Origin of the sequence: Nonomuraea sp. 3N208, assembly GCF_052245935.1 — a bacterium.
In the GTDB taxonomy this organism is placed as follows: Bacteria; Actinomycetota; Actinomycetes; order Streptosporangiales; family Streptosporangiaceae; genus Nonomuraea.
In genome coordinates this window covers 93,501-118,969 of sequence record NZ_JBQQBR010000027.1, presented here as the reverse complement: position 1 = coordinate 118,969, position 25,469 = coordinate 93,501, and the positions used below count along the sequence as shown (strand labels likewise).

Here is a 25,469-nt window from a genome sequence, read left to right as displayed (position 1 = left end):
CGCCTTCGGGGAAGGTGAACCGCGCTCTGACGACAAGGGGTGAGTTGGATGATTCTTTTGGGTCTTCTCCTGGTCCTGCTCGCCGGCGGCGCGGTTGCCCTGGTCCTCTCCGAGGAGAGCTCCAGGTACATCCTGTTCGGATACACCTTCGAGCTCAACCACCTGGAGATGTTCCTGGCGGGCGCGGTCACCATGGCCGTCCTGGCGCTGGGACTCTGGATGCTGGGCTCGGGTTCGCGCCGGACGGCCAGGCAACGCCGCAGGCTGCGCAGCGCCAGGGCCGAGGCCTCCAGCGAGGTGGCCCGGCTGGAGGACGAGAAACGCGATCTGGAACGGCGGCTGGAACGCGAGAGCACGACCGGCGACCGTCTCGTGGCCCGCGGCCCCGACAACCCGTGATCAGGCCGCCTGGCGCGAGGGCATCAGCTTGCCCTCGCGCCAGAGCGCGAACCCCGTGATCAACGCCCCCAGCCCCTCCCACAGCCCGACGCCGAAGAACCCCGACGGCGCCGTCCCTGTCACCACCAGCGTGGTGAAGACGGTGAACGTCACGAGCCTGAACGGCACGGTCCAACGGAAGAACGGCGTGTAGTCCGCCGACGCCGCGAACATGTAGTAGACGCCCATGTTCACCGCCGCCATCGAGGAAGCGGCCATGAAAACCGCCGTATAGTCGCCGGCCGGCCGTACTTCGAGCACCTCGAAACCCAGCATGGACAGCTGCGTGCCAGGCGAGATCAGCCCGAGCAGCCCCAAGGCGAAGGCGAGGAATCCGAAGACCGCGATGGTCCAGCCGGAGAAAGAACGCGGAAGACGCACAGAAATCCTTCCAAAGGGGGGTGTAATCTGCGAGGCGATCTCATCATGCACCCGGAGGTCGCATGCCCCCCAAGCGTGGCCGTCCCATTGCTGTGAAGCTCCTCATCCTGCTGCTCGTCCCGCTGCTGTCCCTCGTCGGGCTGTGGGCGTTCGCGGCCGGCCTGACCGGCGCGGACGGTGTCCGCCTGCTCTCGATCAACGATTTGGTCACGAACCTGGCCACGCCGTCGGAGCAGGTCAACATCGCGCTGCAGGAGGAGCGGCTGTCCTCCGTGGAGCTGCTGGTCAGCGGGCGGGGCGCGGACGCGCTCGCCAAGCGGCGCGGCCAGACCGACCGGGCCGTGGTGACGTTCCGCAGCCTGATCAAGAACCTGCGCGACCTGTCGCCCGAGATGACCGCGCAGCTCAACGCGCTGAACGGCAAGCTCGACCAGCTCGCTCAGGTCCGCAAGGACGTGGACGGCGCGAGCGTCGCGCCGCTCGACGTGATCGACGGCTACAGCCAGATCGTGGACGCGTCCTTCCGCATGTACGACGCCATGGTGCTGGTCCCCGACATGGCGCTCTATCAGCAGGCCAAGGCCATCACCATGCTGGGCGAGGCCAAGGACGTGCTGTCCAGGGAACGGGCGATGATCGCCGTGGTGCTGGCCAAGGGCCAGGTGGATCCCAGGGATCGGGAGGCGTTCACGGGGATGGCCGCGACCAGGCGGCTGCTGTTCGCGCAGGCGCTCTCGTACCTGGACTCCGGCCTGCGGGGGCCGTACGAGACGTTGTCCGCCTCGCCCGTCTACCAGGAGTTCCTGCAGGCGGAGGACGCCATCAGGGGGCAGGCTGCCGCGAACGGCCTGCCTGCGACGGCCGCCACCTGGCCCGTGGACGCCGAGAACCTGTGGCGGGCCGTCGAGCGCAACCAGGCCGCGGCCGTGGCCGGCATCACGGAGCGGGTCACCCCGACGGCCATCGGCATGCTGGTCAAGATCGGCGTGGCGGGCGGCGTGGGCCTGGTCGCCGTCATCGCCTCGATCATGCTCTCGTTCCGCTTCCGCAAGCGCCTGGTGCGCGAGCTGGCCGGGCTCCGCGACGCCGCCACCGAGCTGGCCGAGGTACGGCTGCCCGGGCTGGTCAAGCGGCTGCGTACGAACACGGCCGCGCCCACGCCGGCCGAGATCGCGCCACTCGAGGTCAGGACGCACAGCGCCGAGGTCGACGACATTGTCCAGGCGTTCAACCACGTGCAGTCCACGGCCGTCGAGGCCGCGGTGGACCAGGCCAGGCTGCGGCACGGCGTCAGCCAGGTCTTCGTGAACCTGGCCAGGCGCAACCAGTCACTGCTGCACCGGCAGCTGCTCCAGCTCGACAGCATGGAGCGGGCGGCCGAGCAGCCGGAGCTGCTGGCGGATCTGTTCAAGCTGGACCACCTCACGACCCGCATGCGCCGGCACGCCGAGAGCCTGATCATCCTCTCCGACCAGGTCCCGGGCCGCGGCTGGCGCAACCCGGTGCCGATCCACGACGTGCTGCGCGCGGCCGTGGCCGAGGTGGAGGAGTACGAGCGGGTCGAGGTGCTCCAGACGCCGCCGGTCTCGCTGCTGGGCTCGGCGGTCACGGACGTGGCCCACCTGATGGCCGAGCTGATCGAGAACGCCACGCTGTTCTCCCCGCCCCAGACCAGGGTGGACCTGCGGAGCACGGCGACCTCGCACGGCCTGATGGTCGAGGTCGAGGACCGGGGGCTCGGTCTGCCCCGCGCCGAGCTCGACGAGCTGAACGACCGGCTGACGACGACGCCGGAGTTCGACCTGGCGCAGAGCGACCGGCTCGGCTTGTTCGTGGTCGGCAGGCTGGCGGCCCGGCACGGCATCAAGGTCACCCTGTCGCCCTCGCCCTACGGCGGCCTGACCGCGATGGTGGGCCTGCCCTCCGCGCTCCTATCCGGCCAGCCGGTCATGACTGGGCGCTAGATACGACATCCCGCCGGACTCCCGGGCGGCCGCGGCGGCCAGCAGTCGCTTGTGGGCGTGGCTCCGCAGCAGCCGCGCGGCTTCCTCGGCGGTGAAGAACCCGTAGCCGTCCAGTTCCTCGGTCTGCAGCGTGATCGGCGTGTCGGAGGCCACCTCGCCGCAGTCGAACAGGAAGGTGACCACCGGGTACGGCACGTTCGGCACCCCGTCCACCCAGTCCACGGTCAGCAGCCTGCCGACCTCCACCTCGAGCCCGACCTCCTCGGCCACCTCCCTGGCGCACGCCTGCGCCGGATGCTCGCCCGCGTCGATCATGCCGCCGGGGAAGGACCAGTATTCGCGGTAGTTGGGATCGACCAGCAGGACCCGGCCTCGTTCGTCGGTGATGTACGCCGCCGCCCCTGCGATCACGCGGTTGATCGTGGCCCAGAAATCATTCACACCGGCACTATGGCAGAACCTGAAGCAGTGCTTGGTCCTTCTCAGAGACGCAAGAAAGGCTCGCTGAAGTGGGCGGTGGCGAGAATGGCCCGCTCGGCCCTGAGCGCGTCGAGCACCTCGGCGCGGGTGCGTGCGGCCGCCTCCTGGTCGTCGTCGTAGAGGTAACGCACGCCGGGGTCGTCGAGCTGCACGGGATGAAGGACGAGGTCGCCTGTCATGGCCACGTCGCCGGCCCGGACGATCTGATGGCCGGGCGTGTGCCCCGCCGTGAGGTGCACGTGGACTCCGGGCGCGACCTCGGCCTGGCCCTCCACAACGTGCAGTTGCCCCTTGATCGGGGCGAGCAGCCGGTCGAACACGGGCCCCGCCGCGGCGTCCAGCTCGGCCTGCTGGAGCACATGGCGCGCGTTCTCGAACGCCGGCCTGCCGTCGTCGGTCACCACGCCGCTGGCGTGGTCGCTGTGCAGGTGGGTGAGGACGACGGTGTCGATGTCAGCGGGCGTGACTCCGGTCGCGGCCAGCTCGCCGGCCATCGTTCCTGGAACCGGCGCCCAGCTCGACGCCAGGGAGTCGGCGCCGCCGATGCCGGTGTCGACCAGGGTGAGGCGGCCTGCCGCCGAACGCAGCAGATAGCAGTGGAAGTGCAGGACCCACGGCTCGTCCCGGAGCCCCGAACCGGGGAACATCTCGGCGAGCGGGCGGCGGATCGCCGACCCCATCGGGCCCACGGCGTCGCAGAGCGGTGTCACCTCGACGCCGGACACGTTTATCGATTGATGCGGCACGCGCCCAAGACTAGGCGGCGACAGGCTCGCGGTGGTGGTGCGGTGCGTACTCGTTCTCGAGGTCGGCGGCGTAGACGGCGCGGCGGCAGTTCGAGCACCGGTACATGATCGGGCCCTCGTCGAGCTCGTGGTGGCATCGCGGGCAGTGGTTGATGGTCTTCATGGTGCGCTCCCCCAAGGAGTTGCTGTCGGTCCTATGGAACCCTCACCGAGTTGCAGGGGTCCTGCATGTCACTTGACACGATGACGCTGCGCTGATGGGGGCTCTGTGCCCTTCGATACACCGGCCGCGGTAATTTTCCGCGCAGTACGGTGTCGAGAAGAACATTGTCACGCGGCGTGTCCCGTGCTTGTGCGCGAAGACCCAAGAATCGCCCGGGAATAGCCCAAGAGGGCTAGGCGTTTAGTGGGTCAGATCGTGTGGTATGTTCCAACCAGCGTTGAGCTACAGCTCCGCTGATCTTCGATCTCAGCCTCGCCTCCCGTTGAGGGGCTCGGCTTCCTTTCACCACTCGCCGGCCTTCACGGGTCCGGCGCATTCCCCCAAAGGGGTTTCACCATGTCTGTGCACACCATTCCTGAACAGCGCGCGGACGCGCCCGTGCGGCAGGTGAGCGGCCTCCTGGACATACGCGACAAATCCGCGTTCCTCCGGGCCGGGCACCTGCCGGAGCCGGGTGACGTGCGCGTTACTCCCGAGAAAATCAAGCAGTTCGACCTGCGGCCGGGCGACCACGTTGTCGCCTCGTTCGCCGGCAACAAGCTCGCCCGCGTGGAGTCGGTCAACGGCGACACGCAGTGGCGCGAGCGGCCCAGGTTCGCCGACCTGACGCCTGTGCACCCCACCGAGCGGCTCACCATCGAGACCGAGTCGCTCAGCACGCGCGTCATCGATTTGTTCGCACCCATCGGCAAGGGACAGCGCGGCCTCATCGTCGCGCCACCCAAGGCCGGCAAGACCATGGTCCTGCAGGCGATGGCCGCCGGGATCACCCGTAACCACCCCGAGGTGCACCTCATGGTGGTGCTCGTGGGCGAGCGGCCCGAGGAGGTCACCGAGATGCGGGCCACCATCGCGGGCGAGATCTTCTCCTCGACCTTCGACCACCCCGACCACAACCACGCCGCCGTCGCCGAACTGGCCATCGAGCGGGCCAAGCGGCTCGTCGAGTCCGGGCGGGACGTCGTGGTGCTGCTCGACTCGCTGACCCGGCTGGGGCGGGCGTACAACAATCTGGCGCCCGGCGGCGGGCGCGTGCTCACCGGCGGCATCGACGCCCGCGCGCTCTACCCGCCCAAGCGCTTCTTCGGCGCCGCCCGCAACGTCGAGGGCGGCGGCTCGCTCACGATCCTCGCCACCGCGCTCGTCGACACGGGGTCGCGGATGGACAACAACCTGTACGAGGAGTTCAAGGGGACGGGCAACATGGAGCTGCACCTCGCCCGCGAGCTGGCCGAGCGGCGGCTGTTCCCGGCCGTGGACCTGGAGACCTCGGGCACGCGGCGGGAGGAGATCCTGCTGCACGCGGAGGAGCGGAAGGTGGTCTGGCGGCTGCGGCGCATGCTCGTCGGGCTGGAGAAGCAGCAAGGACTGCAGGTCCTCGTCGACAAGCTCCGCTCCACGTCTTCCAACGCCGCCTTCCTCCTCGAAGCGGCAGCCGCCTGACCCCCGTGTCGGCCGCCCCGCGTCGCAGAGCCACACCGCAACAAGCCGGCGCCACTCGCCGGGCCTGCGCCCGCCCAGCGGACCAGCGTCACCCGTCGGGCCCGGTGCACCAGAATGGGCCGCATGCTGGCTGACATCGTCGAATACCTCATCTGCCCCGTTTGCCGCGCCGGCGTGCGGCTGGACGAAGAGGCGTTGCGGTGTGCCAACGGGCACGCGTTCGACGTGGCCAGGCAGGGGTACGTCAGCCTGCTCGTCGGGTCGAGGCCGCCCGGGACGGCGGACAGCGCGGCGATGGTGGCCGCGAGGGCGGAGTTCCTCGACGCCGGCCACTACGCCCCGCTCGCCGACGCCGTCGCGGAGACCGTACGGGAACACCGCAGAGCGGTACGGGAGCGCATCGGAGGCGAGAACGTTCCACTAGAACGTGAGTCTCCTACCGAAACGGATGACGGCGGGGAGCTGAGGGCGTACCGTGGGGCGGGAATGGAGGCCGGTTACGGCGTGGGACCAGCAGGAGGTCCTGTGTCTGACCGGGACGTCGAGGGTCGCCGCGCGGAGGGCAGGACCGCACCGGTGATCGTCGACGCCGGCGCGGGAACCGGGCACTACCTGGCGACCGTGCTCAATGCCGTGAGCGATGGCATCGGGATGGCGTTCGATGTGTCGAAGCACGCTGTACGCCGGGCGGCGCGGGTGCATCCGAGGGCGGGAGCCTTCGTGGCCGACGTGTGGCGGCCGCTCCCCATCCGAGATGGGGTGGCCGACGTGGTGATCGACGTTTTCGCGCCCAGAAACGGGCCCGAGTTCAAGAGGATCCTGCGGTCGGACGGCGTCGTGGTGGTCGTCACGCCCGCGCGGACGCATCTGAGCCCGCTGGTCGAGGAGCTGGGACTGCTTTCTGTGGACGAGGAGAAGGACCGCAGGGTCGCGCGCAGCATGGAGGGCTTCGCGGAGACCGGGCGGCGCTCGATCGAGTTCGACATGGAGCTGAGCCCCGGCGACATCGCCCAGGTGGTCGGGATGGGCCCGAGTGCCTGGCACACCGACGTGGCCGACCTTGAGGAGCGCATCGCAGGATATGTCTCCCGAAATGCCACAAAGGACCCGAAAGTCGCGGAAGTCACGAAAAGTCAGCAGAAAGTAGTAACGCACGCGGCTTTTCACCTATCTACCTTCGAGCCCGCACCCCGATCAAGTCCTGCTCCTTGACGGGCATGTGCGACTGGTGTTACTGATGGGGTATTTAGACCGAAATTCCCCCACATTCCCTGAGTATTTCCCCGGCGCAGGCGCAATACTGGACGGCATCCCGGGCCGGGACACGCGGGATATCAACGGGAGGGGGCGCGCGGAATGAAGGCGGAGGAACGCTGGCAGGCCAGGTTCCGGGCCTCGCGCATGACGCTGCCCTCCTGGGCGCGTCAGGCACCGAACCGCTCCATCTACCGATCCAACGCCACGGGAAAGTGGGAGGTCTACGCCTGGGATCGGGTGACGGGCACCATCCGGCAGGTGACCGACCGGCCCAAGGGCACTGCGCACGCCGCCATCGACCCCACCGGCCAGTGGATCTACTGGTTCGCCGACACCGAGGGCGACGAGTTCGGCGGATGGATGCGCCAGCCGTTCACCGGCGGCCCCGACGAGCCGGTGGCCCCGAGCCTGCCGCTCGGCCAGCCCGGCGGCATCGCGCTGTCCACGACCGGCGTCGCGGCGATCAGCCTCGCCAGCGACGGCACGTTCCGCATTCACCTGGTACGCGAGGGCGAGCCGGACCGGCTGCTCTACGAGCACACCGAGGCGGCATGGGTGTGCGACATGTCCCTCGACGGCTCGCTAATAGCGATAAATCACGGTGAATATGGCGATTTCCGTCACCCCGCGCTCCGCGTCGTCCGTGCCAACGGCGAGACCGTCAGCGAGCTCTACGACGGCCCCGGCAAGGGCGTGCTCGGGCTCCGCTTCGCCCCCGTCGTGGGCGACCGCCGCCTGCTCGCCCTGCACGAGCGCCGCCAGCGCCACGAACCCCTGGTATGGGACCCGGTGACGGGCGAACAGCGCGAGATCTGGCTGAGGGACTCCGGCGACCTGGACGCCGAGTGGTACGACGACGGCCGCGGCCTGCTGATCCTGCGTGGCGACCGGGCCCGCAGCTACCTGCACCGCTACGACCTGGCCGGCGGCGGCCTGACCCTCATCGACACGCCGCACGGCGTGATCGACGAGGCGGCTCCCCGGCCCGGCGGCCACGTCGAGTACTCCTGGTCCAGCGCCTCCCGCCCGCCGGTCATCCGCTCCAGCAACGGACAGGTCGTGGTCAACCCCGGTGGGCCGCCCGCGCCGCCGAGCGTGCCCGTCGAGGACATCGACGTCGAGGGCGAGGGCGGCCGCATCCACGCGCTGATCTCCAAGCCGGAGACCGGCACCGCGCCCCACCCCACGGTCTTCCTGCTGCACCACGGGCCGGCGGCACACGACCGCGACGCCTTCTCGCCCAGCGTCGCGGCCTGGGTGGACGCGGGCTTCGCCGTGGTGCGGGTCAATTACCGCGGCTCGACCGGCTACGGCTCTGCCTGGCGCGACGCGCTGCACGGCGACGTGGGGCACATCGAGCTCGCCGATGTCGCCGCCGTACGCCACTGCGTGGTCGAGCGCGGCATCGCCGACCCGGACCGTCTGGTGCTGGCCGGCTCGGCATGGGGCGGCTATCTCACGCTGCTCGGCCTCGGCACCCAGCCCGAGTCATGGGCGGCCGGCATCGCGGCGGTCCCGATCGCCTGCCACCAGACCTCGTACGAGGACGAGGCCGAGAGCCTGCGTGCCTACCACCGCGCGCTGCTCGGCGGCTCGCCCAGCGAGCAGCCCGAGCGGTATGCCGCCAGCTCCCCGATCACGTACGCCGACCAGGTGAAGGCCCCGCTGCTGATCCTCGCGGGCGAGAACGACACACGCTGCCCGCTCCGCCAGATCGAGAAGTACGTGGCCAAGCTCGCCGAGCACGGCCGCGAGCACGAGGTCTACACCTACGACGCCATTCGCGGGTCGCTCGTGGTGTCCGAGCGGATCGCGCAGATCGCGGTGCAGCTCGAATTCGCGCGAAAGCACGTGAATTCACACTGAGGTTGACAGGCTGTAAAGAGTTGTCGACCAGGCGGTCTTGACCGTCGGGCCTTACCGCTGTCACGATCGCGCGCACCGCCGTATACCGGGAGGTCCCCATCGAGCACCACGCCGCCCACGCGTCAGCGGGCGCGCAGCACTACGATGGCGAGGTCGTCGGCGCTCGGCTCGGAGGCGAACTCGGCCGCGCCCCTGCGGATGCGTTCGGCCACCGCCCTGGCCGACAGCCCGGCGCACTCGGCGAGCAGCTTGGCCAGGCCACCGTCGTCGTCGAGCAGGCGCCCGCCGGAGCGCCGCTCGGTCACCCCGTCCGTGACGGCAAGCAGCACGTCGCCGTGGTCGAGATGGACAGTGTCGGCCTCGAACACGACCTCGTGGAAGACCCCGAGCAACGACTGGGGCGTGGTGACGGCCTCGACCTTGCCGTTCGGCTTGAGCCGCAGCGCCTCGGGATGCCCGGCCGACACCAGGCGGATCTCCAGACCGGTCTGCACCGGGGTGATGTCCCCGTGCAGCAGTGTGAGGAACCTGGCCCGCTCCCCCTCCTCCAGGATCGCCTGGTTGAGCCGGCCGAGCACGGCGGCCACACCATACCCCTCCCGCGCGAGCAGCCGCAGTGTGTGCCGGGCGAGGCCGGTCACGGCCGCGGCCTCCGGGCCGGTGCCGCAGACGTCGCCGATCGCGAACCGCCACGAGTCGTCGCCCGCCTTGAACAGGTCGTAGAAGTCGCCGCCGACCTCGTTGGCCTCGCCGGCGGGCTCGTAGATGACGCCATAGTCGAGCCCCGGCACGTCGGGTTCGTTGGGCGGGAGGAGGCTACGCTGGAGCGCCCGGTTGGCGGCGGCCTGCTGGGCGTAGAGCCGGGCGTTGTCCGTGGCCAGCGCGGCGCGCCTGCCGATGTCGTCGGCGAACTGGATGACCTCGTCGCGGAAACGGTCGGGCCGGCCCAGGCACATCATGCCGAGGCCGCGGCCGCGCGCCGTCAGCGGCACCGCCAGCACCTGCGAGTCGGCCAGGTGGATGGTGGAGGTGACGCTGGTGTCGGCGGCGTCGATGTCCATGTCCGCCAGCTGCTCGCGCAGCCCGTCGATCCTCGCCTCGTCGGCATGCCACAGATAGACCAGCCGCAGCGGTCCGGCGGCGCCGTCGGACGTGTAGACGGCGCACCAGGTCGCCAACCTGGGCACCACGATCTGGGCAATGATCGCCGGCACCATGTCGGGGTCGAGAGTGCCCGCGAGCAAGTCGCTCGCGTCAGCCAGGAACCCCAACCAATGAGGTCCGGTGGACCTCTCCTCCAGCCATTCGGCTGCCACCCTGTCCACGGAGCCAGGTAGCGTGAGCCTAGCCCAATGGACACGGGAATCGCCCGAGAAGGTGACTCCCCACTCTTCAACGTTCGCGGAAGGAGCTTTCGGATCACTCTGGGAGACGCTTCGCTGGCGGAATTCGACCTGTACGGCGTCCCCGAAATGCTTCCAAATGACCTCAAATGGCTCGTCAGCGACTTGCTCCGCCAAATCCCCCGCGACTTGCTCGGCGGTATGGAGCACGCCACCGGTGGCCCACGCGGTCATCACCTCACGCGTGAACCTCATAGCAGCCGTCACAGCGGTCTCGCCGGGCGCGAACGTCGCGGCCAGCACCGCATGGGGAGAAGCAGTCATCCCAACGTGCCTACCACACTTCCCACTGACTTGGGGTAAATCCAAGGACAGGACTACGAGCTACTCATCGTGACAGACTTGAATCACTCGCCGAGGCAGGCAGCGAGTGAAGGAGGCCCCATGACCACGGCCAAGACCGCGCCAAGCCCCGAGGAGAGGACGTACACCGAATCGGATCTCGTGCCCGTCTTGGAGACGCTTTTCTCTTGGCGTGACGGCGACTTCCGGCGTCGGGTGCCTCATGCGCCTCCCGGCATTCTCAGCGAGATACGGCTGCTGCTGAACGAGGTGGCCGATCGTCGCGAGCATCTGTCCAACGAGCTTGTACGCGTCCGCAAGGAAGTGGTCAAGGAGGGCCGGTTCAGCGAGCGGTTGACGCCCGGCCCCGGCGTGGGCGCGTGGGCGGAGAGCGTCGAGTCGGTCAACCAGCTGATCGAGGCCCTGGTGAGCCCGGTGAGCGGCGCGGCCGACGTCATCGACGCGGTTGCCAAGGGCGACCTCTCGCGCCGCATCGACCTCGACCGGTCGGCCCGTGGCGAGGTGCGCCGCCTGGGCAAGGCCATCAACGGCATGGTGGACCAGCTGGCGCTGTTCAACTCCGAGGTGACCAGGGTGGCCCGCGAGGCCGGCACCGAAGGCCGCCTCGGCGGCAGTGCCAACCTGCGCGGCATGTCGGGCAGCTGGCGCGACCTCACCGAGGCCGTCAACACGATGTCCTCGCGCGTCGCCGCCCAGGTGCGCGACATCGCGGTCGTGACCACGGCGGTGGCCAAGGGCGACCTGAGCCGCAAGGTGACGGTCGACGCCGTGGGCGAGATGTTCGAGCTGAAGAACACCGTCAACACGATGGTGGACCAGCTGTCCGGCTTCGCCGAGGAGGTCACCCGAGTCGCCCGCGAGGTCGGCACCGAAGGCCAGCTCGGCGGCCAGGCACAGGTCACCGGCGTGTCCGGGGTCTGGAAAGACCTGACGGACAACGTCAACTTCATGGCCAACAACCTCACCTCGCAGGTGCGCAGCATCGCGACCGTGGCGACGGCGGTGGCCCAGGGCAATCTGTCCAAGAAGATCACCGTCGACGCGCAGGGCGAGATCCTCCAGCTGAAGGACACCCTCAACACGATGGTGGACCAGCTGTCCTCCTTCGCCGACGAGGTCACCCGAGTCGCCCGCGAAGTGGGCACCGAGGGCAAGCTCGGCGGCCGGGCCGAGGTGAAGGGCGTGTCGGGGGTCTGGAAGGACCTCACCGACAACGTCAACTCCATGGCCAACAACCTGACGTACCAGGTGCGAAACATCGCCCAGGTGACCACGGCCGTGGCCAACGGCGACCTCACCCGCAAGATCGACGTGGACGCCCAGGGCGAGATCCTTGAGCTCAAGTCGACCATGAACACGATGGTCGAGCAGCTGTCGTCGTTCGCCTCCGAGGTGACCCGAGTCGCCCGCGAGGTGGGCACCGAGGGCCAGCTGGGCGGCCAGGCACAGGTCCGCGGTGTGTCCGGGGTCTGGAAGGACCTGACGGACAACGTCAACTCGATGGCCAACAACCTGACCTCTCAGGTGCGCCAGATTGCGGCAGTCTCGTCCGCGGTGGCCCAGGGCAACCTCTCGAAGAAGATCACCGTCGATGCCCAGGGCGAGATGTTGCAGCTGAAGGACACCCTCAACACGATGGTGGACCAGCTGTCGTCGTTCGCCTCCGAGGTGACCCGAGTCGCCCGCGAGGTGGGCACCGAGGGCCAGCTGGGCGGCCAGGCCCGGGTGCAGGGCGTATCGGGTGTGTGGAAGGACCTCACCGACAACGTCAACTTCATGGCCAACAACCTGACGTACCAGGTGCGGAACATCGCCGAGGTCACCACCGCGGTCGCCAACGGCGACCTCATGCGCAAGATCGACGTGGACGCCCAGGGCGAGATCCTCGCGCTGAAGACCACCATCAACCGCATGGTGGACCAGCTGTCGTCGTTCGCGTCCGAGGTCACCCGAGTCGCCCGCGAGGTGGGCTCGGAAGGCCAGCTGGGCGGCCAGGCCCGGGTCGAGGGCGTCGAGGGCACGTGGAAGCGGCTCACCGAGAGCGTCAACGAGCTGGCCGGCAACCTCACCACGCAGGTGCGTGCGATCGCGACCGTGACCAGCGCCGTGGCCCGCGGCGACCTGACCCGCTCGATCGCCGTCGAGGCGCAGGGCGAGCTGGCGGAGCTGAAGGACAACATCAACTCGATGGTGGCCAACCTCCGCGAGACCACCCAGGCCAACCAGGAGCAGGACTGGCTCAAGTCCAACCTGGCCCGCATCTCCCGGCTCATGCAGGGCCACCGCGACCTCTACGAGGTGGCCAAGCTCACGATGAGCGAGCTGACGCCGCTGGTGTCGGCCCGCTACGGCGCCTTCTACGGCATCGACCCCGAGGGCGACCACGAGCTGGTGCTGATCGGCGGCTACGGCGTACGCCCCGACCGGGCGCCGCGTCAGCGGTTCGCGATCGGCGAGGGCATCGTCGGCCAGGCCGCGGCCGAAGGCCGGCCCATCGTGCTGGACGACGTGCCGCCGCAGTTCATCACCATCGACAGCGGGCTCAGCCAGTCCACACCCGCGCAGATCGTGGTGCTGCCGATCCTGTTCGAGAGCCGCGTGCTCGGCACGCTGGAGCTGGCCTCGTTCACCCCGTTCGGCGAGGTGCACCTGGACTTCCTGAGGCAGCTCGTCGAGACCATCGGTGTCACGATGAACACGATCATCGCCAACTCGCGCACCGAGGACCTGCTGACCGAGTCGCAGCGGCTCACCCGCGAGCTGCAGGAGCGCTCCGACGAGCTGCAGCGCCAGCAGGAGGAGCTGCGCAGGTCCAACGCCGAGCTGGAGGACAAGGCGGCGCTGCTGGCCAAGCAGAACCGCGCGATCGAGATCCAGAACTTCCAGATCGAGCAGGCCCGCCGCACGCTGGAGGAGCGCGCGGAGCAGCTCGCGGTGTCCTCGCGCTACAAGTCCGAGTTCCTCGCGAACATGTCGCACGAGCTGCGCACGCCGCTCAACAGCCTGCTGGTGCTGGCCAAGCTGCTGACCGAGAACGCCGAGGGCAACCTGACCTCGCAGCAGGTCGAGTTCGCCCGGACGATCCACAGCGCGGGATCGGCACTGCTGCAACTGATCAACGACATGCTCGACCTGTCGAAGGTCGAGGCGGGCCGGATGGACATCCACCCGATCCAGGTGTCGTTGCCGAAGATGGTCGATCTGCTGGAGGCGGCGTTCGCGCCGCTCGCCCAGGACAAGGGGCTGTCGTTCAGCGTGGGCGTCGAGTCCGACGTGCCCAACGAGCTGCGCGCCGACGAGCAGCGGCTGCAGCAGGTGCTGCGTAACCTGCTGTCCAACGCGGTGAAGTTCACGCCGCGGGGCGAGGTGAAGCTGCGGGTCGCGGTGGCCCCGCCCGGGGTGGACTTCGACGACGACACGCTGCACGACGCCAGGGACCTGCTGGCGTTCCAGGTGATCGACACGGGCATCGGCATCGCGCCCGACAAGCGGGACGTGATCTTCGAGGCGTTCCGGCAGGCCGACGGCACGACGAGCAGGAAATACGGTGGCACGGGCCTGGGCCTGGCCATCTGCCGGGACATCGCCAGGCTGCTCGGCGGCGAGATCCACGTGGACAGCGAGCTGGGCAAGGGCAGCACGTTCACGCTCTACCTGCCGGCCTCGTACACCGGACCGCTGGCCGCCACCGACGGCGGCGCGGGACGCCGGCAGCTGATGGCCTCGCCCGCGGACGAGCCTGCCAGCATCCTCGCGCCCGAGCCGCCGCTGCCGCTCGACCTGCCGATGCCCGAGCTGGTCGAGCCGCCGATGGAGACGCCCACCCAGTGGCAGGGTGACGACCCGCTCAACGGCGCGAAGATCCTCATCGTGGACGACGACATCCGCAACGTGTTCGCGCTGACCAGCGTGCTGGAGCGGCACGGCTCGACAGTCGTCTACGCTGAGAACGGCCGGGAAGGGATCGAGCAGCTCGAACGGAACGAGGACGTCGCGCTCGTGCTGATGGACATCATGATGCCGGAGATGGACGGCTGGGCCACGACCTCGGCGATCAGGCGCATGCCGCAGTTCGCCGACCTGCCGATCATCGCGCTGACGGCCAAGGTCATGCGGGGCGACCGGGAGAAGAGCATCGCGTCGGGCGCGTCCGACTACGTGCCTAAGCCGGTCGACGTGGACCGCCTGCTCGAACGCCTGCGCGGCTGGCTGAGCCGCGGCCGTGGAGCCACATCCGACTCATCAGTCGAAGGGTCGTGATCGATGCCGGAGCGAGCGAAGATCCTCCTGGTCGATGACCGCGAGGAAAACCTCATCGCGCTGGAAGCCATCCTCAGCTCGCTCGACCTGGTGCCGGTGCGTGCCCGGTCGGGTGAGGAGGCCCTCAAGGCGTTGCTCAACACCGAGTTCGCGCTCATCCTGCTCGACGTGCGGATGCCGGGCATGGACGGGTTCGAGACGGCTGCGCATATCAAGCGGCGCGAGCGGACCAGGAACATTCCGATCATCTTCCTGACCGTGGTGGACAGCGCGCCCGACTACGCCTTCCGCGGGTACGCGGCAGGTGCGGTGGACTATCTGACCAAGCCGTTCGACCCGTGGGTGTTGCGGGCCAAGGTGTCGGTGTTCAGCGAGCTGTACAACATGAACAAGCGGCTCGCCGAGCAGGCGTCCCTGCTCCGCGAGCGGCTCAGCGGCGAGCTGCCGCCCGGTGCCGGTGATCACGCGTCGGTGCTGCCGGAGCTGTCTCGGCGGCTGACGGCCGTGGAGGACGAGCTGGCCCGGATCCGGGAGCTGGCCCGCAAGTCCCAGGACCCGGCGCTGGCCGCGCCGCTCTCGGACCTCACGGACCGCGTGACGCATTTGCGCGCCGGCTTCGACGCCCTGTCCTGACCCGGCACCCATCCGGGTGCTACCCACGCCACCGAACGCCTTCCGCCGCCCGCGGCACCACGCCCTCACGGCATCGGCCCACCGACCCCCCACAACACAGCGCAACACGACCCACCAGCGCAGCACGGACCAACGGCGCAGCCCGGACCGACGGCGCAGTGCGGCGCGTATGGGACACGGGCACGCGCTCTTATGGCGCCGGGTCGGCGGGATGGGGTGTGGCGGCGCTCGGCGCAAGGAGTGCGGCGGCCAGCGCAACATCCGCCTGCGGCACTGGCACGGCGCGTTTCGGGAGCGCGAACGCAACCGTGCGAGCGGCACGGCATGCGAGCGGCGCAGCATGCGAGCGGCGCAGCATGCGAGCGGCGCAGCATGCGAGCGGCGCAGCATGCGAGCGGCGCAGCATGCGAGCGGCGCAGCATGCGAGCGGCGCGGCCACCGAGCGGCGCGGCCACCGAGCGGCGCGGCCACCGAGCGGCGCGGGAGGGTCCGAGGGCACACGTCTGGGATGCGGCGAAGGTAAGGGGGTGGCCGGAGAGCGGCGGAGGAGTCACGGCCGGGGGGAAGCGGGCCGGAGGAAGCGGTGCGAGCGGGGTAGAAGGCGCAGGTGGCGGGGGAGGGTGGGTCAGTGGCGGGCGCGTTCGAGTGCGTCCCAGAAGCCGCGCCGCAACGCGTGCCGTACCTCGTCATGCAGCAGGAAATCGATCGGCAACGACGACCCCTGGAGCAGCCGCGCCTCCAGGTCGGACGGCATGCGTGGCTTGCGGGCCAGCACCGCCTCCAGCCACAGCGCCGGCGCGTCCCTGGCCACGGACTCGCCGAAGTCGTGCCCTTCCCGGTGGGCGGCCTTGACGGCGTCGGAGAGCGTGGTGGCGCCCGCGGTCGCGGCGGGTGGCGGTGTGACGGGCGCGGCCTGCGGTCCGGTGTACGGTCCGAGCTGCGACGGCTGGTACGTGCCCCCGCTCGACGGCGAGGCGAACTGCCCAGTGCTGGGCGACTGCGACTGGGCCGGCGGCTGAGCCTGCATGGGCCCGGTCACGGGGGCCGGAGACGACGGCTGCTCGTAGCTGGCATAGGTGGGCAGCGCGGGCGGCGTGGACGATGAATGCCCGCGCCCCGACGACGCCGGCCCGTTGGAAGACGGCTGACTGCTCGACGTGGAAGAGGACGACGACCCGGCGGCATGGCTGCCGGTGGACGGCGTCGCCGGGGGCAGCGACGACGGCAACGAGGACGAGGGCAGGGACGACGAGGGCGGCGAGGGTGGCAGCGAGTGTTGGGCCTGCCCGTTGCTGAGCGGCTGGTGGTGCCCGTTGGAGGTCGCTTCGGTGACGCCGGTCACCAGGGAGACGTAAGGTCGCAGGTGGGCGGAGCCCAGCTCGACCAGGTCGTCGCATTCTTGCCGGAGCGAGCGGGAGACGGCCCAGCCGCCGTCGGCCGCGATGTGGATGACGCTCACCCTGATGCCGAGGTCCTGCGCGTCGCACACGACCTGCGCCAGATCCTCGTCCCCGCTCACGACCACCGCGTCGCAAATGGCGTTGTTGCGGGCGAGCGTCATGAGGTCGCGGTGGACCTGGGCGTCGACGCCCTCGCGCCGGCCCGGCCTGATCCGTGACAGCCTGAGCTTGAGGCCCGGTATGTCGGCCAACACGTCGTGCTCCGGCGTCCGGCGGCCTTCGACCGTCGCCTCGTACCAGTAGCATCGAAGCAGCGGCAGGCCGGTGCGCTCGCGCGACAGGCTGGTCATCAGCTGGAGCAGCCCGGGGAAGTCCCAGGCGACCGCTTCGCGATGACGCGTGCCGTGCACGGCCATCGCTCCGTCGGCCAGCAGATAGCCAGCGTCTACGAACAGCGCACAGCGATCCACTGACACCGCCCCTTTCCTGGTGGTCCGACCTAGTTGGCTCTGCACCGTCAGAGACCGGACTCGGCGGCCCTCTCTCAGGGTAATGAAAGCAGGTGATCGTGCGAGGGTTAATCCCGACGATTCGACGCCCACCCGCTGATGCACCAGACCAATCAGGCAGACCGTACCAGTTTGTCCCGTTCGCGGTCACGTGCGTGCACGCACGCTCAACGCGGCGACCCCCAACAGGACGACGTCCTTGTCCGTCGCGATCGTCAGGCCCGGATCCACTCCGAGCTCAGCGCCGACCGTATCGACGTCGGCGCCGAACGTCATCTCCGCCGCACCACTGGACGAGCCGTCGAAGACGTTCGCGAGATCTCGGTCGCCGCCCGCGGGGGTGAGGGCGCCGGAGCCGAGCGAGACCTTGTCGCCCGCGAGGTCGGCGTCGCCCTCCCACGTCACCAGTTCGAGCCTGGCAGGCGCGGCCGCGGGGGTCAGGCCGCCGAGCGGGACGCGTACGCGCCGGGCCTGGCCGCCGATCACGGTGGCCGTGTCGAGCACCACGGCCTGGCTGTACGGCGCCGCCGGGTCGGTGACGATCAGCACCAGGCTCCAACCGGCATGCCGCGCCACCCCCTCCTCAAGCGGCGCGTCGGCCGCCCACCACGTGCCGTTCCTGCGGGCTCCGGCGGCCAGCCGGCTCACGTCGGCGAACGCCTGGTAGACGGGGCCGGCGGGGAGCTCGCGGACGGCCACGTGAGAAGGCCGGACCGGCACGTAATCCGGCCGCCCTGGCGGGCGGAACTTGATGGGCCCGGCGCGCTCGCCGCTCGCCGACCAGTAGAGACCGGCCCACACGACCCGGCTGCCCTTCGGCAGAGACAGCTCGGCCGCGCTGGAAGCGGTGGTGTCCGCCGTGTCGTCCCGGTCGAGCGCGGTCATCGGCCACAGGTCGTTGTCGCGCTGGTCGCCCTCACGCCGCCGGGCGGGCACGCAGCCGGCCTGCTCCTCGGGACAACTCAGCAGCGAGTTGCCGATCGCCCTGACGGTCACCTTGCCGTCGGTGGCGAACCTGGCCGGCGCCCCGGACGCGAGTACGCCTTCCTCGGCCCGCGCCGTGACCCGCAGCGAGCCGGCCTCGACACGCACAGCGGGCCCCGCGCCCTCCGGCGCTTCGTCGGCGACAAGGACCCGCAGGAACACCACCGTGCCCTGGCCCGCCGCGAGCGGCTCCCTCGCGCACCGCGCGCCGCCGCCGGCCGGGCGGCAGGCCCAGCCGTCCACCGTGCCCGCCGGCCCGACGAGGGAGGCGGCCTGGTGACGCCGTGCCGCCGGGATGAGCGTCACGCCCCGTGGCAGGTCCACGAGCGCCGCCAATGCCTCACTGGGCGCGTCGCCGTAGTTGCGCAGGCGGATGCCGATGATGCCGGGCTGAGCGCGTACGAGTGCGCCGAGCGGGTCGATCGTGGCCCGCAGCCTCGCCTTGCCCGGCGGCCGCTCGGCCTTGCCCGGCGGCGGGACCCGCGCGGGCTCCTCTCTGGGCTCGGGCCGCGCCGGCAGCGCCGATGGCGGCGGCTGGGCGATCGGCGTGGGCGTGGGCTTGTCGATCGGCCGTGCCTCCGATATCAGCAGAAGCGCGATGGCCGCGGCGAGCGCGACGGCCATGCCGCCGGCCAGCGCGGCCTGCTGGTGCTTGGGCGCCGGCCACAGCCACACCAACGCCCGCAGCAACCCGTCCATGCCGCCGGCGACCACCGGCTTGACGAGGGCGCTCGCGTAGCCGCCGAAGAGCGGCCCGGCGATCAGCGGCCCGACGATGACCCGTAGCCCGCGGTTGACGTCGGCCAGCTCCAGCACGACCCCGTGGCACTCCTCGCAGCCGCTCACGTGCTCGTCGACCGCCTTGACGTCGCGCCTGGTCAACCCGCCCCTGACGTAGGAGCCCATCTTGCCGAGAACGGGACGGCACTCAGGCTCCGGCTGCGTGCCCAGATGCAGCTGCAGGTACGCCTGCCGAAGCGCCTCCCTGGCCCGGTACGCCAGCGCGGCCACGCCGTTGGCCGACAGCCCCAGCAGCGGCGCCACCTCGGTCTGCTTGTTCCGCTCCACCTCGGTGTGCCAGAGCACCGCCCGCCACCGCTCGGGCAACGACAGGTACGCCCTGGCGATCAGCGACTTCTCCAGCCCGACGAGCGCGGGATCGACGAACGGCATCCGGGGGTCGTACTCCTCGATCTCCTCCGTGCTCAGTTCGCGCCCTTCGATTCTGGAGCGGTCACGGACCGTGCGCCGCACCACGGTCAGCAGGTAGGTACGGAAGCCGGACTCCGGACCCCCGCCCCTGCCGACCAGGTCGAGGATCTTGGTGAACGCCTCGGCGACCACGTCCTCGACCTCAGTGCTCTTGACGAGCTGCCGGGCCAGCGCACGTGCCGCGGCGACGTGGCGCTCGTAGAGCTGTCCGTAAGCGGAGGCTTTGCCCTCCCTGACGGCCTGCAGGAGCTCTGCGTCGCTTTGCGGTGATTCGACACCCATAGTGACCTCACGATTACACGGGGTTGCCCCGCGCAATCATTCCGCATAATCCGTCGTGACTAAACCGCGACGCCGCCTTTGCCACCCGGCGAGCGCTCCCCGCGGCAAGGCCGCACACTGGTCAGGACCCTAAGCTTGGACGCATGACAGATCGCGACAACCTGCTGGCCGAGATCAAGAAGAAGGCCGTCGTCCACGGCAAGGTCACGCTCTCCTCCGGCATGGAGGCCGACTACTATCTCGACCTGCGGCGGATCACGCTCGACGGCGTGGCCGCGCCCCTCGTCGGCAAGGTGCTGCTCGACCTGACCGAGGACCTCGACTACGACGCGGTGGGCGGGCTCACGCTGGGGGCCGATCCCGTGGCGGCCGCGATGCTGCACGCGGCGGCGGCACGGGGACGCGTGCTGGACGCGTTCGTCGTGCGCAAAGCGCTGAAGGAGCACGGCATGCAGCGCAGGATCGAGGGCCCGGAGGTGAAGGGGCGGCGGGTGCTCGCGCTCGAGGACACCTCCACGACCGGCGCGTCGGTGCTGACCGCCGTGGACGCGTTGCGGGAGGCCGGGGCCGAGGTGGTGGCCGTGGCCACGATCGTGGACCGTGGGGCGCACGAGCGGATCGTCGGCGAGGGACTCGACTACCGCACCGCTTTTACCCCGGAGGAGTTGGGGCTCTAGGCGGCGCGCCGCGCTAGCCGGGAGCGCGGGCGGTGAACGCCTGCCTGTCGCCCTGCTCCCCCTGGTCGCGCTGCTTGCCGTTCTCGGTGACGCGGACCGTGCCCGCGTCGCTGAGCACCACGTCCAGCTCGGACTCGAAGTAGCTGACCTCCTCGCCCTTGCTCATCTCGCGGTGCTGGAGCACGTCGCCGCCCGGCACCCGTACCGTGACGGTGGGGCAGGTTTGGGCCAGGCACTCGATGTGCACCGTCGGCACCTGGGCGGTGTCCTCCTCGGTGACGGTGCCGGTGGTGGGGAGGGCGGTGGCAGTAGCGCGCTCGCGCTCGGCCTGGGTCGGCGCGTCGAACGAGGCGAGCAGCGCGCGACCGCCTATGACCAGGAGTGTCACCACGGCCACGACCGCCAGGACGGCGAGCGCCAGGCGGGCGAGGCCCATCGGATCTGACCTGTGGCGTCCCACAGGGGGCAGCGTACCGTGACGTGTGCCACTCTTCCCGGTAGTCGCCTACGCCGTCAGTACGGGTCGCCCACCCGGTGGTGCTTGCCGTTGGGCGCGGGGAGCCGCTTGGCCTCGCGGCGCTTCTTGACGACCTCGACGATGATCGGGATCAGCGAGATGAGCACGATGAGGAAGACGCCCGGCAGGATGTACTTGTCGATCTGCTTGGGATCGACCAGCCCGCCGAGGAAGCGGCCCACCAGGAGCAGGCTCTCGACCCAGAAGACGCCGCCGACGACGTTCCATACGAAGAAACGTTTGGGCGGCATCTCCAGCACGCCGGCGACGGGATTCATGAACGTGCGGACGATCGGCACGAACCTGGCCAGAATCACCGCCTTGGCCGGGCCGAACTTCTCGAAGAACTCCTCGGCCCTGAGCACGTGCTCCCTCTTGAACAACCGCGAATCCGGCTTGTCAAAGAGTTTGCGACCGAATCGGGCGCCCAGGAAATGCCCGAGCTGGGCTCCCGCGATCGCGCACAGCGGAGTGCCGATCAAGAGGACAGGCAGCGACAGCGGCTCGATGCCCAGTCCCGCGGCCGCCGACGCCGAGCTGAAAATCCCCGCGGCCACCAGCAGCGAGTCGCCGGGCAAGAAGAACCCGAGCAGCAGACCCGTTTCCGCGAAGATGATGGCCAGGACGCCGATCGTGGCGAAAGCGCCGAGAATCGTGAGCCACCACTGCGGGTCGAGGAGATTCAAAAGCCAGTCCACGCCGAGAGCCTACCCGGACCGGGCATGTCCGGCGTGACCATCGAGCGCGCGCCTTCAACAACGCGTTGTATCTACCACATGGGGTAGCGAGCCGGGATACTGGGCCCTGGCGCGAAGCCGTAACTTCTCAGGGAGATGAATCATGCCTATTGCGACTCCAGAGGTCTACGCTGAGATGCTCGACCGGGCCAAGGCCGGCGGATTCGCCTACCCGGCGATCAATGTGACCTCGTCTCAGACGTTGAACGCCGCTCTGCGCGGCTTCGCCGAGGCCGAGAGCGACGGCATCGTTCAGGTCTCCACCGGCGGCGCAGAGTTCCTCTCAGGCGCGACCGTCAAGGACATGGTCACGGGGGCGACGGCCCTGGCCGAGTACGCCCGGATCGTGGCCGCGAAATATCCGGTCACGGTGGCGCTGCACACCGACCACTGCCCCAAGGACAAGCTCGACGGCTACATGCGGCCGCTGATCGACATCTCGCTTGAGCGGGTCTCCAAGGGCCTTGACCCGCTCTTCCAGTCGCACATGTGGGACGGCTCGGCCGTACCGCTGGAGGAGAACCTGGAGATCGCCAAGGAGCTCCTGGACAAGTGCGCGCGGGCCCGGATCATCATGGAGATGGAGATCGGCGTCGTCGGCGGCGAGGAGGACGGCGTCGTCGGCGAGATCAACGAGAAGCTCTACACGACCGCCGAGGACGCGCTGGCCACGGCCGAGGTCGTGGGCGTCGGGGACCTGGGCCGCTACATGCTGGCCGCCACGTTCGGCAACGTGCACGGCGTCTACAAGCCGGGCCACGTCAAGCTGCGGCCGAGCGTGCTGAAGGAGATCCAGGACGCGGTCGGCGCCAAGTACGGCAAGGAGAAGCCGTTCGACCTGGTCTTCCACGGCGGCTCCGGCTCGCTGCTCGAGGAGATCCACGAGGCGATCTCGTACGGCGTCGTCAAGATGAACGTCGACACCGACACCCAGTACGCCTTCACCAGGCCGATCGCGGACCACATGTTCCGCAACTACGACGGGGTGCTCAAGGTGGACGGTGACGTGGGCAACAAGAAGATGTACGACCCGCGGGCGTACGGCAAGGCAGCGGAGGCGGGGATGGCCGCGCGCGTCGTGGAGGCGTGCGAGAGCCTGAAGAGCGCTGGGACGAAGATCTCCTAGCCACTTGGGCGGCCCGGCGGGTATGACTTGTCCTATGGATAACCTTCTCGCCGGGCCTCCCCCGACTCACCTGCCGGACCAGCCCGAGGCCAGAGAGGCGCTGGAGTCCGGTGCCAAGGCCGCCGACGTGGCCGCCCGCTTCCCCGCCTACCCGGCGGCGTGGGCCGCGCTCGCGGAGGAGTACTTCGCCCAGGGGCACGCCGTCACCTCCTACGCCTTCGCGCGCACGGGCTACCATCGCGGACTCGACCACCTGCGCCGCAGCGGCTGGAAGGGGCACGGGCCCATTCCTTGGGAGCACGAGCCCAACCGCGGCTTCCTGCGCTGCCTGTACTCGCTGTCGCGAGCCGCCCAGGCGATCGGCGAGAAGGACGAGGCCGAGCGGTGCCTTCAGTTCCTCAAGGACAGCACGGAGGCGGGTTACGACGCGCTGACCAAGGGTTAGCCTGTTTGGGCACGTTCGGGTAGTCTCACTACGCAAGAGCCCCTGTCGCGCTTGCGCCAGGGGTTTTCGTTTTGTGCTCAGGAGACTGAACCATGCCGGCTGCCGTTCTCGTTGGTGCCCAGTGGGGCGATGAGGGCAAGGGCAAGGCCACCGACCTGCTCGGTGGCGACGTCGACTACGTCGTCCGCTATCAGGGTGGCAACAACGCGGGGCACACGGTCGTCATCGGCGACCAGAAATACGCCCTCCACCTGCTTCCCACCGGAATCCTCTCACCCGAAGTAGTGCCGGTGATCGGCAACGGTGTGGTGATCGACCCAGGCGTCCTGCTAAGCGAGATCGACGGCCTGGCCGCGCGGGGCATCTCCGCCGAGCGGCTGCTGATCTCGTCGAACGCGCACCTGATCATGCCCCACCACAAGGCACTCGACAAGGTCACCGAGCGCTACCTGGGCAAGGCCAGGATCGGCACCACCGGGCGCGGGATCGGGCCCGCGTACGGTGACAAGATCGCCCGCATGGGCGTCCGCGTCCAGGACCTGCTCGACCCGGGCATCCTGGCGAAGAAGATCGAGGTCGCACTGACCGAGAAGAACCAGGTGCTGACCAAGGTCTACAACCGGCGCGGCATCGACCACGAGGCGGTGCTCGAGGAATACCTCGCCTACGCCGAGCGGCTCAAGCCACACATCGCCGACACCTCGCTGGTGCTGTCGAAGGCACTGGACGAGGGCAAGTTCGTGCTGCTGGAGGGCGGGCAGGGGACGCTGCTCGACATCGACCACGGCACGTACCCGTTCGTCACGTCGTCGTCGCCCACGGCGGGCGGCGCCTGCGCGGGCGCCGGGATCCCGCCGAACCGGCTCACCAAGATCATCGGCATCCTGAAGGCGTACACGACCCGGGTCGGCTCCGGGCCCTTCCCGACCGAGCTGACGGACGAGATGGGCGAGTGGCTGCGCCAGACCGGCGGCGAGTACGGCGTCACCACCGGCCGCAACCGCCGCTGCGGCTGGTTCGACGCGGTGATCGCGCGCTACGCGACCCGCATCAACGGGATCACCGACTACTTCCTCACCAAGCTGGACGTGCTGTCGGGGCTGGAGCGGATCCCGGTGTGCGTGGCGTACGACGTGGACGGGGTGCGGCACGACGAGATCCCGATGACGCAGACCGAGTTCCACCACGCGACGCCGATCTACGAGGAGTTCCCGGGGTGGCAGGAGGACATCACCAGCGCGAAGTCCTTCGACGATCTGCCGCCGAACGCGCAGGCTTATGTGCGGGCGCTGGAGGAGATGAGCGGCGCCCAGGTCTCCGCCATCGGCGTCGGCCCCGGCCGCGACCAGACCGTGGTGGTGCGTTCGCTGGTCTGATCGGCTCTGGCGTGGCCGGCGACTCACCGGCCACGCCAGGCCTCAGGCTCGAGTCGCTTCAGGTCAACACCACGGCTGTCATCGGGGTGTGGAGGGTCCAGCCCACTGTTTCGTACAGGGCTTGGCCGTCCGCGGTCGCCACCAGGATGCCCGTCCGCGCCCCCCGCACGGCGGCCGTCGACGACAGCGCGCGCATGATGATCGTGCCTAGGCCGCGGCGGCGGTGGTCGGCGGCGGTTTCCACCTGGTCCACCACGGCGGCGGAGCCCGCCACGGCGACCTGGCCGCGGGCCGCGACCTCGCCTGCCGCCGTGAGAAGCCGGGCCGCCGTGACGCCGGCCCTGGTGGTGACGGCCAGGGTATAGCCGGGCGGGGCCTGTGGGTTTCCGGTGCGGGCCAAGGGGGCGGTCATCATGAATTCCCGGTCCTTGACCGTCCATGCCGGAGGCAGGAAGGAAGCGACGGCCTCGGCGGGGGCGCAGAGCTTGAGCCAGGTGCCAGGCGTCGTCAGTGTCGTGGTCAGGTGGTGGAGGATCTCCGGGCTCGGGGCGGGGATGATGTGGCGGGCCACGTGGCCGGGCAGGCCGACGTCCACGCGCAGACCCCACGGTTCGCGTACGGGACGGGGCGCGTTGCGGGAGATGACCCAGCCATCGACCCAAGCCCGGACTGTTGCCGAATGGGCGGGTTTGAGAACCTCCGTCATACAGAACAGCCTATTGTCCGCCGGTCACCACACGACGGGGCGTAGCAGGATAAAAAGGACACGGCGTGGCACTGCCTAGACCTGCCCGATGGCAGGTAGGG

The 25,469-nt window shown here is 69.6% G+C and carries 21 protein-coding genes; 11 read left to right on the top strand and 10 right to left on the bottom strand.

Going from position 1 to position 25,469, the window contains the following annotated elements; all coding sequences use genetic code 11:
- Positions 1-48 precede the first annotated feature (48 nt).
- Complete coding sequence (locus ACTWPT_RS35820) at positions 49-399, top strand: hypothetical protein (protein ID WP_443181947.1); 351 nt, start codon at positions 49-51, stop codon at positions 397-399.
- Here ACTWPT_RS35820 and ACTWPT_RS35815 read toward each other — a convergent pair whose 3' ends face one another.
- Complete coding sequence (locus ACTWPT_RS35815; RefSeq protein WP_443181946.1) at positions 400-819, bottom strand: hypothetical protein; 420 nt, start codon at positions 817-819, stop codon at positions 400-402. It abuts the gene before it with no gap.
- Positions 820-881: 62 nt separating this feature from the next.
- Between ACTWPT_RS35815 and ACTWPT_RS35810 the strand changes: the two genes are divergently transcribed.
- The gene (locus ACTWPT_RS35810; protein ID WP_443181945.1) at positions 882-2,783 is read left to right on the top strand and encodes a sensor histidine kinase; all 1,902 of its coding nucleotides are present in this window, start codon (positions 882-884) and stop codon (positions 2,781-2,783) included.
- Here the strand turns inward: ACTWPT_RS35810 and ACTWPT_RS35805 are convergent.
- Genes ACTWPT_RS35805 through ACTWPT_RS35795 form a run of 3 tightly spaced genes read right to left on the bottom strand, consistent with a single transcriptional unit; the run spans position 2,751 to position 4,172 of the window.
- Positions 2,751-3,224 carry an NUDIX domain-containing protein gene (locus ACTWPT_RS35805; protein ID WP_443181944.1) on the bottom strand — a complete coding sequence of 158 codons (474 nt, stop codon included), beginning with the start codon at positions 3,222-3,224 and terminating at the stop codon, positions 2,751-2,753. The genes ACTWPT_RS35810 and ACTWPT_RS35805 overlap by 33 nt on opposite strands.
- Before the next feature lie 41 nt (positions 3,225-3,265).
- A complete protein-coding gene (locus ACTWPT_RS35800) occupies positions 3,266-4,009 on the bottom strand; it encodes an MBL fold metallo-hydrolase (RefSeq protein WP_443181943.1) in 744 nt (247 codons plus the stop codon).
- Between the two features lie 10 nt (positions 4,010-4,019).
- On the bottom strand, positions 4,020-4,172 hold the full coding sequence (locus tag ACTWPT_RS35795) for a hypothetical protein (RefSeq protein ID WP_443181942.1): 153 nt from the start codon (positions 4,170-4,172) through the stop codon (positions 4,020-4,022).
- 396 nt (positions 4,173-4,568) lie between these two features.
- On the opposite strand from ACTWPT_RS35795, the gene rho reads away from it, so the two are divergent.
- From rho to ACTWPT_RS35780, 3 genes are all read left to right on the top strand, one after another.
- On the top strand, positions 4,569-5,675 hold the full coding sequence (rho, locus tag ACTWPT_RS35790; RefSeq protein ID WP_443181941.1) for a transcription termination factor Rho: 1,107 nt from the start codon (positions 4,569-4,571) through the stop codon (positions 5,673-5,675).
- Positions 5,676-5,798: 123 nt separating this feature from the next.
- On the top strand, positions 5,799-6,887 hold the full coding sequence (locus tag ACTWPT_RS35785) for a putative RNA methyltransferase (RefSeq protein WP_443181940.1): 1,089 nt from the start codon (positions 5,799-5,801) through the stop codon (positions 6,885-6,887).
- A gap of 144 nt (positions 6,888-7,031) precedes the next feature.
- Positions 7,032-8,798: a prolyl oligopeptidase family serine peptidase gene (locus ACTWPT_RS35780; RefSeq protein ID WP_443181939.1), complete on the top strand. Its 1,767-nt coding sequence runs from the start codon at positions 7,032-7,034 to the stop codon at positions 8,796-8,798.
- Between the two features lie 122 nt (positions 8,799-8,920).
- On the opposite strand, the gene ACTWPT_RS35775 is transcribed toward ACTWPT_RS35780, so the two are convergent.
- On the bottom strand, positions 8,921-10,123 hold the full coding sequence (locus ACTWPT_RS35775; RefSeq protein WP_443181938.1) for a PP2C family protein-serine/threonine phosphatase: 1,203 nt from the start codon (positions 10,121-10,123) through the stop codon (positions 8,921-8,923).
- 462 nt (positions 10,124-10,585) lie between these two features.
- Between ACTWPT_RS35775 and ACTWPT_RS35770 the strand changes: the two genes are divergently transcribed.
- Both ACTWPT_RS35770 and ACTWPT_RS35765 read left to right on the top strand, forming a co-directional pair.
- Complete coding sequence (locus ACTWPT_RS35770; protein WP_443181937.1) at positions 10,586-14,764, top strand: HAMP domain-containing protein; 4,179 nt, start codon at positions 10,586-10,588, stop codon at positions 14,762-14,764.
- Positions 14,765-14,767: 3 nt separating this feature from the next.
- On the top strand, positions 14,768-15,397 hold the full coding sequence (locus tag ACTWPT_RS35765; protein ID WP_443181936.1) for a response regulator: 630 nt from the start codon (positions 14,768-14,770) through the stop codon (positions 15,395-15,397).
- Between the two features lie 625 nt (positions 15,398-16,022).
- On the opposite strand, the gene ACTWPT_RS35760 is transcribed toward ACTWPT_RS35765, so the two are convergent.
- Both ACTWPT_RS35760 and ACTWPT_RS35755 read right to left on the bottom strand, forming a co-directional pair.
- The gene (locus tag ACTWPT_RS35760) at positions 16,023-17,267 is read right to left on the bottom strand and encodes an NYN domain-containing protein (RefSeq protein ID WP_443182019.1); all 1,245 of its coding nucleotides are present in this window, start codon (positions 17,265-17,267) and stop codon (positions 16,023-16,025) included.
- A gap of 186 nt (positions 17,268-17,453) precedes the next feature.
- Positions 17,454-19,784 carry a sigma-70 family RNA polymerase sigma factor gene (locus tag ACTWPT_RS35755; RefSeq protein WP_443181935.1) on the bottom strand — a complete coding sequence of 777 codons (2,331 nt, stop codon included), beginning with the start codon at positions 19,782-19,784 and terminating at the stop codon, positions 17,454-17,456.
- 143 nt (positions 19,785-19,927) lie between these two features.
- Here ACTWPT_RS35755 and pyrE point away from each other — a divergent pair, with 143 nt between their 5' ends.
- Positions 19,928-20,461: an orotate phosphoribosyltransferase gene (gene pyrE / locus ACTWPT_RS35750; RefSeq protein WP_443181934.1), complete on the top strand. Its 534-nt coding sequence runs from the start codon at positions 19,928-19,930 to the stop codon at positions 20,459-20,461.
- Between the two features lie 13 nt (positions 20,462-20,474).
- Here pyrE and ACTWPT_RS35745 read toward each other — a convergent pair whose 3' ends face one another.
- The gene (locus ACTWPT_RS35745) at positions 20,475-20,921 is read right to left on the bottom strand and encodes a hypothetical protein (RefSeq protein ID WP_443181933.1); all 447 of its coding nucleotides are present in this window, start codon (positions 20,919-20,921) and stop codon (positions 20,475-20,477) included.
- A gap of 53 nt (positions 20,922-20,974) precedes the next feature.
- Positions 20,975-21,676: a DedA family protein gene (locus ACTWPT_RS35740; RefSeq protein WP_443181932.1), complete on the bottom strand. Its 702-nt coding sequence runs from the start codon at positions 21,674-21,676 to the stop codon at positions 20,975-20,977.
- A 142-nt stretch (positions 21,677-21,818) separates the two neighbouring features.
- On the opposite strand from ACTWPT_RS35740, the gene fbaA reads away from it, so the two are divergent.
- The 3 genes from fbaA to ACTWPT_RS35725 all read left to right on the top strand — a co-directional run bounded on the left by fbaA (position 21,819) and on the right by ACTWPT_RS35725 (position 24,662).
- Positions 21,819-22,841 (top strand): class II fructose-bisphosphate aldolase, encoded by a 1,023-nt coding sequence (gene fbaA / locus ACTWPT_RS35735; protein ID WP_443181931.1) that lies wholly within the window; start codon positions 21,819-21,821, stop codon positions 22,839-22,841.
- A 34-nt stretch (positions 22,842-22,875) separates the two neighbouring features.
- Positions 22,876-23,286, top strand: a complete 411-nt coding sequence (locus ACTWPT_RS35730) for a DUF3151 domain-containing protein (protein WP_443181930.1) — start codon at positions 22,876-22,878, stop codon at positions 23,284-23,286.
- A 92-nt stretch (positions 23,287-23,378) separates the two neighbouring features.
- Entirely contained in the window at positions 23,379-24,662 is a 1,284-nt protein-coding gene (locus tag ACTWPT_RS35725; RefSeq protein WP_443181929.1) for an adenylosuccinate synthase, read from the top strand.
- Positions 24,663-24,720: 58 nt separating this feature from the next.
- On the opposite strand, the gene ACTWPT_RS35720 is transcribed toward ACTWPT_RS35725, so the two are convergent.
- Entirely contained in the window at positions 24,721-25,368 is a 648-nt protein-coding gene (locus ACTWPT_RS35720) for a GNAT family N-acetyltransferase (RefSeq protein ID WP_443181928.1), read from the bottom strand.
- Positions 25,369-25,469: the final 101 nt, after the last annotated feature.

What these genes read in the sequence shown, in the direction of transcription:
- ACTWPT_RS35820 (WP_443181947.1), top strand. Translation starts at nt 49, where the DNA reads ATGATTCTTTTGGGTCTTCTCCTGGTCCTGCTCGCCGGCGGCGCGGTT.
- ACTWPT_RS35810 (WP_443181945.1), top strand. Translation starts at nt 882, where the DNA reads ATGCCCCCCAAGCGTGGCCGTCCCATTGCTGTGAAGCTCCTCATCCTG.
- ACTWPT_RS35795 (WP_443181942.1), bottom strand. Translation starts at nt 4,172, where the DNA reads ATGAAGACCATCAACCACTGCCCGCGATGCCACCACGAGCTCGACGAG.
- rho (WP_443181941.1), top strand. Translation starts at nt 4,569, where the DNA reads ATGTCTGTGCACACCATTCCTGAACAGCGCGCGGACGCGCCCGTGCGG.
- ACTWPT_RS35785 (WP_443181940.1), top strand. Translation starts at nt 5,799, where the DNA reads ATGCTGGCTGACATCGTCGAATACCTCATCTGCCCCGTTTGCCGCGCC.
- ACTWPT_RS35780 (WP_443181939.1), top strand. Translation starts at nt 7,032, where the DNA reads ATGAAGGCGGAGGAACGCTGGCAGGCCAGGTTCCGGGCCTCGCGCATG.
- ACTWPT_RS35770 (WP_443181937.1), top strand. Translation starts at nt 10,586, where the DNA reads ATGACCACGGCCAAGACCGCGCCAAGCCCCGAGGAGAGGACGTACACC.
- ACTWPT_RS35765 (WP_443181936.1), top strand. Translation starts at nt 14,768, where the DNA reads ATGCCGGAGCGAGCGAAGATCCTCCTGGTCGATGACCGCGAGGAAAAC.
- ACTWPT_RS35755 (WP_443181935.1), bottom strand. Translation starts at nt 19,784, where the DNA reads ATGGGTGTCGAATCACCGCAAAGCGACGCAGAGCTCCTGCAGGCCGTC.
- pyrE (WP_443181934.1), top strand. Translation starts at nt 19,928, where the DNA reads ATGACAGATCGCGACAACCTGCTGGCCGAGATCAAGAAGAAGGCCGTC.
- fbaA (WP_443181931.1), top strand. Translation starts at nt 21,819, where the DNA reads ATGCCTATTGCGACTCCAGAGGTCTACGCTGAGATGCTCGACCGGGCC.
- ACTWPT_RS35730 (WP_443181930.1), top strand. Translation starts at nt 22,876, where the DNA reads ATGGATAACCTTCTCGCCGGGCCTCCCCCGACTCACCTGCCGGACCAG.
- ACTWPT_RS35725 (WP_443181929.1), top strand. Translation starts at nt 23,379, where the DNA reads ATGCCGGCTGCCGTTCTCGTTGGTGCCCAGTGGGGCGATGAGGGCAAG.
- ACTWPT_RS35720 (WP_443181928.1), bottom strand. Translation starts at nt 25,368, where the DNA reads ATGACGGAGGTTCTCAAACCCGCCCATTCGGCAACAGTCCGGGCTTGG.